The sequence below is a fragment of the Chitinibacter sp. ZOR0017 genome (assembly GCF_000799095.1).
In the GTDB taxonomy this organism is placed as follows: Bacteria; Pseudomonadota; Gammaproteobacteria; order Burkholderiales; family Chitinibacteraceae; genus Chitinibacter; species Chitinibacter tainanensis.
Genome location: NZ_JTLG01000029.1, coordinates 107960 through 115217, shown reverse-complemented (window position 1 = coordinate 115217; position 7258 = coordinate 107960). Strand labels below are relative to the sequence as shown.

5 protein-coding genes are annotated in these 7258 nt (G+C 47.0%); 2 read left to right on the top strand and 3 right to left on the bottom strand.

The window, feature by feature from the left end:
* Positions 1–1263: HlyD family type I secretion periplasmic adaptor subunit (locus L991_RS10550; protein ID WP_197053867.1), on the bottom strand; the 1263-nt coding region annotated here is incomplete at its 3' end.
* A 695-nt stretch (positions 1264–1958) separates the two neighbouring features.
* Here L991_RS10550 and L991_RS17305 point away from each other — a divergent pair.
* On the top strand, positions 1959–2651 hold the full coding sequence (locus L991_RS17305) for a hypothetical protein (RefSeq protein WP_156129048.1): 693 nt from the start codon (positions 1959–1961) through the stop codon (positions 2649–2651).
* 262 nt (positions 2652–2913) lie between these two features.
* Complete coding sequence (locus tag L991_RS10545) at positions 2914–4497, top strand: peroxidase family protein (protein WP_047395059.1); 1584 nt, start codon at positions 2914–2916, stop codon at positions 4495–4497.
* Positions 4498–4781: 284 nt separating this feature from the next.
* Here the strand turns inward: L991_RS10545 and abc-f are convergent, their stop codons facing one another.
* The gene (gene abc-f / locus L991_RS10540; RefSeq protein ID WP_047395056.1) at positions 4782–6458 is read right to left on the bottom strand and encodes a ribosomal protection-like ABC-F family protein; all 1677 of its coding nucleotides are present in this window, start codon (positions 6456–6458) and stop codon (positions 4782–4784) included.
* 604 nt (positions 6459–7062) lie between these two features.
* Positions 7063–7258 (bottom strand): hypothetical protein (locus L991_RS17760; RefSeq protein ID WP_231550533.1); only part of this gene is annotated, 196 nt, incomplete at its 5' end.

The window sequence follows — 7258 nt, the reverse complement described above, 5'->3', positions numbered from 1 at the left end:
TTCCACGCTAACTGCCATGCCCGGTGCGAGCGAGACCCATTTACCCTCAATATTCATTTTGCTTTGCTTGAGTTTGACCTTGGCTTGATAAACCAATCCGAGCTTTTCATCGGGAATGGCATCAAGGCTAACGTTGCTGACTTGCCCGTCGATAAATCCATACTTGGTGTAATTGAAGGTTTCGATTTTGACTGCGGCTGCTTGCCCTGCATTGATAAAGCCGATGTCCTTGTTTTCCAGAATGGCCTGCGCTTCGAGTTGTTGACCTTGTGGCACGATCACCATCAGTGCTTGCGCGGGGGTGACGACGCCGCCAACGGTATGGATTGCGAGCTGTTGCACGACGCCATCAACCGGCGAGGTCAAACGGGTTTGTTTTTGCAGTTGATCGGCTTTGACGACGTCCTGACCCAGTGCGGCGGCGCGCTCACTGGCTTGCGCCAGCATTTCATTTTGCGCCCGCATGTATTCCGCTTTAATGGCGGCAGCTTGCTGATGATTGGCGCTGATACTGGCGTTGAGCTCCAGCAGTTTGTTGCGCTGGCTGGCGAGGTCTTGTTCGGTCTCGATGCGGGCTTGTTGCTTGTCGAGCAGGCCGTGTTTGGACATGAAATTTTTGGTAACCAAGTCTTGATAGTCGCTTTCGCGCTGGCGCATGATGGGCAGCGTTTGTTCCAGTTTTTTGACCTGATCCTGCACGCCGTTACGCTCGGCCTGCTTGCGGGCGGTATCAGCAGTTACCGTAGCCAGCTTGGCTTGCAGCTCTTGCCAGCTGCTGAGCATTTCTTGCTGAGTGGCGCTGCGCCGTAGGCTGATATTGGGGAGGTGGCTGAGACTAGCATCATCACCCAAGACTGGCGTTTGATTTCGCTGCAGTGCATTAATCAAACCGGTAGCACGCAATATATCAAGCCGCGCATCCAGCCAGGCATCGTGATTTTTCAGGCTCTCGGCACCTGAGACCGTGTTGTCCAGCTCAATCAGCAATTGTCCGGCACGCACCGCCTGTCCATCACGGACATGAATGGCTTTAACAACACCAGGATCAAGTGACTGGATGGTTTTGCTTTGGTCGGAAACAATCAATTTACCGGGGGCAACGGCAACGACATCAATCTTGCTAAAACACGCCCACAAAATGGCCAGAGTGATAAACCCCAGCAAAGCCCAGACGGTGACACGGGCGGCGGGATGAGGTGGGGATTCTTGCAATTCGAGCGCAGCAGGCAGAAAAGCCAATTCATCAGCGCTGCGCGGTTTCACATCAAGCTCATGGCGAGCAGCCCAGACGACACGAAAAAAATGACGATACTTGTCAAGAAGCTCACTAATCACAGAAAAATACATGACAAGATAAGAAAGTTAAATCAAGGGCTGCAAATATACGGGAAAACACTTATTCAATCAATCCGGGCTGGCCTCTTGTAAGCGATTTCTTGTAGATAACTCAGCAATAATTACACTTAAAAAGAATGCTCAAGCCCCTAATTTCATAGTCAGGCGTCCGCTATGGTCGATAGCAGTCTGCTGTTTTTGATGTAGCGGCAGCGGCAGTTCATCGGCCTAAGCGGACAGTTATAGATCTTTGTCGGTGGCCAAATTCTGCGTGCCACCACAGGGATTACTGGGGCACTGCATCGATAAAAACCCTTGATTGAAATTTGCTTTGTTGTGGATGTAAGATTTTCAATGAAATTTCATCAAAAAAATTTCATTTTATGAAAGTAATTTCGTGATACAAATCTATAAAATTTACCTAAGTCCAAGTTGAAGTTCCCTCGCTCGATAGACGATCAGATGCGTACGCTTTGGTAGGTCAGTGGCTCAGCAGCGTCCGAATTCCGCTGTAAATCCGCTGGGTGAAATCTAACTTGTCGGTCAACCGGTCACGCCACGGCCTGGCTGCCTTGCCGCGCCGGTTACCTTTACGTTATGCACAAACCCAACTGGAGGGAGCTATGAAATCAGCAATCGTGATCGTTCTGACCATTTATTTGTCTGGATGCGCACTTTTTCAAAATGCTGAAAAAGTAACAGGTGATCCGCAAAAAGCAATCACACTGGAAGAAGCGTTTAGATCTGTTGGTGCGTCGATGAGAGCCCTAGAGGAAGCTAAGGGCGACAAGATGCTGGGCATCGCCACAAGCGAGATTCAAGTGACATTCAATATCAGCAGTAAAGCGACAGACACCAGAAAATTAGAAGCCAGTGCTGGCACCACATCAAAAGCTACTACGACAAATGAATCATCAGCTTCCACTGGCACAAAAGACACGTCGGGTAACAGCACAGAGAGCTCATCGTCATCCACATCTGGCTCGTCTGCCGAAACAGGTGGAAACAAATCTTCGTCATCAAATATTGAATCCGGGAAGAGCGGCTCCTCCTCCGCGTCAGAAAATACCGGGAGTAATACAACATCAACGAAATCGACAGCAGAAACAGGTGCTAGTGCAAATCTGAGGGCAGAGATTGGCTCAACGGTAGAAGGAAATAGATCGAATGTAATTACGGTAAAACTTCAGAGCTTACCAGCTCTTCTGAGCGGATTGGATAAGGAAAAGATCGAGCTATTGAAGTACGTCGGTTATTTCAAAAAAGATCAGATACAAACTGTCGGTAATCAAATATTTTTTATGCTCCCAGAGTAGTTGCCTCAGTCGGGCGGGAAGCCCAGCCAACCGGTTTTGTTTTCAGCACCGCAAAGTCTGGATTTTAAAACACGACAAAAAAAATATTGGACGCTCTTCAAGAAGGTGGCGAGTAAAACGGGAAAATGTGTATAACAACGCCATCAACTCGGAAAGTTTGAAGCGGCGCTCCTTCGTCGCGCCGCTTCAAACTGCCGGTTATGGCGAACGTTAGACGACGAGAACGCGAATATTCGCAATTGACAAGTTTTGGAGTGAACACATGTCGTTAATTTCTATAGCCAAAGTTTTGAAAAAAATTCCAGGTCTTGAGAAATCGATAAACCGTTATGCCACCAATAAACTGTGTAACGCTACGGTACCTCGACCACTTGCGTTTGGGCTTTGGTCACATATCCCTATGCAGGCTACTGATCAAGGGCCACCAGGTGAGTACACTAGTTGGCCAATGCTCACCGACCGAAATTATTCATCTAGGCACCTTCCGCCGGCCAGTCTCGACTTTATCAAAAAGCTTCCGGTCGATAATAAACCAATCGGAACTGAATTCGGTGCAATTACAAACTTGTTCATGCGACAAGGAGAAATGCATACAAGTCGCTCGTCAACGCTCTTCATGTTCTTTGCGCAATGGTTTACAGACAGTGTTCTGCGTGTTCATCCCATTGATCGGCGCATGAATACTTCTAATCATAATATCGACTTATGCCAAATTTACGGGCTAACCGAGCATACTGCAGGAATTTTACGTAGCAAAAAAGACGGGAAGCTTCGAAGTCAAGTTATCAATGGAGAGGAGTTTCTAGACTATCTAGGTGAGATCGGTAACGACGGAAATTGGAAAGTAAAGACTCACTATAAAAATTTACCCTATGTGGCGGACAACAGCATTTATGGAATCATTAGTGTTTGGGACAAAAGTCGCTGGCCGTCATTGTATGCAACCGGCTTGGAGAGAGGAAATTCATCGGTTGGTTATGTGGCTATCAGTACATTGTTCATGAGAGAGCATAACCGCATATGTGAGAACCTTGCCAAAGAAAACCCGAGCTGGGACGATGAGCGACTATTTCAAACGGCACGTATGATAAATACGGTAATTTTAATGAAACTCGTAGTGGTCGACTATATCAACCATATATCAGGTTCTGATATATTTGAGTTCGATACCAAATTCGCCGAAAGCAAATCATGGTACCGCTGGCCATGGATTTCCATAGAGTTTGACATGCTATATAGATGGCACGGTCTTATTCCGGACAGCATCCGCATTGAAGGCAAGAGCTATGGTGAAAAGGAGTATCGCTTCAATAATTCTTTACTTGAGAGCGTTGGCCTCAACGCTATTATTGATGCTGCCAGCAAGAACGCGGCAGGCATTATCGGGTTGCGTAATGTACCTACATTTATGGCGATGGCAGAATACAACACCATTAAAATGGGGCGTGATTTCCGCTTGGACAGTTTCAACAAATATAGGGAGCATTTTGGGTTTAAACCATACTCAAGCTTTCGCGAACTAACAGGGGACGCTAACATTGCTGAACAATTATCGAAGTTGTACGGCCATGTTGATAATCTTGAATTCATTACTGGATTGTTTGCCGAGAAACGTGATTCAGATAGTTTGTTTGGGCCCTTGATGAATGCCATGGTCGCCTACGATGCCTTTACTCAGATATACACGAATCCACTTCTGTCAATAAACGTATACCATGAGAGGACGTTCTCTCAGTATGGCTTGGATCTAATCGAAAAAACAAACTCCGTACAGGATTTAGTTGACCGGAACAGTCCGACGGGCAGATCTGCCCTGGCTTCATTTAGTCATTCGCAAAGTAAATAAGATTTTTGTCTAACCTTGCGTTGCAGCGGACTTCCCATCAGCTGCGCTGCTGGTAATCCGCTGAACTTAAACGTTAGCGTCTGCAATGCAACTGCAAATAGACCTTGATGGTTCGAACATGAAAGTCCGCTTTGGGATTCCGAAGTAGAGAAAATGAAAGGCCGCAATCCATCAGGTTGCGGCCTTAATTATTTCAGGTTGCTAACTAAGCTGTTCGGACCAAACCGACAGTCAAATCCTCTTTGTCGATGGCCAAATTAGAGAGAACTACGGTACTTTATTCTTTAGCATAAGACCCCATCACGAATGGTGAGAACACGGGTTGCAACCATATCGCGAAACCATCGGTCATGCGATACAAAAAGCACCGTGCCGTCCCAACTCTGCACGGCCTCTTGCAATGCCTCGCGTGATTCAATGTCTAAATGATTAGTAGGCTCATCCAGTATCAGTAGATTCATCCCATCTGCAGCTAACAGCGATAACTCAAGCCTCGTCCGCTCACCGCCAGAGAGTTGCGAAACACGTTTGAACGCGCTCTCGGCAGGAAACAGCCATTTGGCCAATAAATTGCGCGCGTCTTGCTCATTCATACCTCGCTTCTCAGTCAAAGTTTGGATAACCCGAAGCGCAGGATCAACTGAATTGCGAGTTTGGCTAAAATAAGCCACTTTGACTGACTCATCTACGTTTAGAGTGCCCTCGAGTACATTCTGATTGCCCAGCAGAATCTTGAGTAAAGTACTTTTACCTGATCCATTAGGGCCGCTTATCGCTAGGCGTTCACCACGTTGCACCGTAAAGTGTTCGCATATAAACAGCTCGTGATCCTTAAAGCCGACGACTAGGTTTTCACCTTGGATCAACACCCGTTTAACTGGCGTAGAAGGTGCAAGCACAAACTTCGGCCGACTCAAGCGACGTTTTTCTGGCGCAAGAGCATGAACTCGCCGGATTACTTCGCTGCAAGCCGGTGTACGCACCCGCTCGAACTCCATTTCCAATAGCCCCTTATTGGAGTTCAGCTGCTCAACACCCAACTTTTCAATGATAAGCAGATCGGTAAATACACGCTTCAACAATCCATTGGCCTGGCTAGCTGTACTGGCGCGTGCAATGTTTTTGGCAATGAAATCTGTACTTTGAAGTAACCGCTGCTTTGACTCAGTAAATAATTTCAAATATGCCGCTCTACGTTGATCTCGAAGCTTGAGATAGATGGAATAGCTACCTGGATAGACCTCCACGCCATGCTCAGACAGCTCCCAGATTGTCGTCACAACCGTATCCAAAAAGCGGCGGTCATGGCTTACCACTAACAATGCTTTTTTATAGAGTCGTAACTCTCCTTCAAGCCATTCAATCGCCTGAACATCCAAATGGTTTGTTGGCTCATCCAGAATGAGTAAATCTGCTTGCGACAACAACAATTGCGCCAAGCGCATGCGAGTTTTCTCACCACCCGAAAATGTAGATACCGGGCGAGACCAATCCTCGTGAGCGAAACCCAGTCCTGATAGCGTTCTTTCCGTCCGATTCAGATAATCGTAGCCGCCATCTCTTTCAAATGTGGCGAGTAATCGACCGTACTCTTCAAGCTCCGGCTCAGTTGCAGTGGCTAGCCGCTCTTCCATGGCTCGCAAGATTTCTTCCTGCCCACGTAGCACTGCAAATAGCTCGATCATTGCATCATAAAGCGAGCAAGTGCCATCGAACTGCGAGGCGAGTCCACCAAGCAACTCTTGTGACAAGACAGCGATATTGGCAGTCCCCGATTTATTGACTGCACCGAAAGTGGGCTCGAGCTGCCCAAGTAAGGCGTTGATCAGCGATGTTTTCCCTGTTCCGTTTTGGCCGATCAAACCAATTCGGTCCCCCGAATGGATGGCTACATTCACGCCAGAAAATAGTTTACGCGCAGCAAAAGACACACCCAAATTGGTGGTAGAAATAATAGACATACATGACACCCAGATTGGTGAATTAGATTCAAATGCCCCCTTGCAAATACAAGAAAGCGGATAGGAATTAGCCGTTAAGGCTTGAATCTCAGCGCTTGACTTAAGCGCATAACCAACAACCTGGGGGACCACTCAATTTGGCAAGAAATGAAAGCGCTACCGAAAAAGGTATTGCAGCTCTGCCAACACCTAGTACGTAGCAGGCGAAGCTAAGCACTAGGTGTGCTTTATTGAATAGCAAGCAAAGCTGAAGGCCAGCAGAGCTATTTGAGAGATCACTTTGACGTAGGATAGATAGATGTGGATGTAGGCACGTCAGCGATGGACGCCGTAGCCAATACTCAACAAAAAGCATGAAGAGGTATTCCTAAATTGATAGCTAACACCATGCCTTTATCTTCAAATAGCTTGAAAGATAAGGCAGGAATTGAGCAGCCGAGCACAAACTCCACAGTGGCTGGAGTAAATGGGGTCAGCTGAACGAGTAGCTAATCAATGAGGCAAAAGAATACCTATAAGGCAGAAAAATAATTAGTTGGATCTTACGCCTTGACCTGAACTAGGGTCAATTATGGGACTGATCATTTGTTTTACTGTTGCATACTTAACCACAAATTGACTGCAAGATGTGGCGCCTCACTATGGCTGTTCTAAATGGAGTGTATTTGTCCGCTAAGGCCGAGTTGTCGATGCCAACCCTTGAAAACGAAAGGCCGCAAACCATCGGGTTGCGGCCTTCATCATTTTTGATTTGCGCCAGAGCTATTCGGCCTAAGCGGCCACTCGTGTGCTTCAACCAC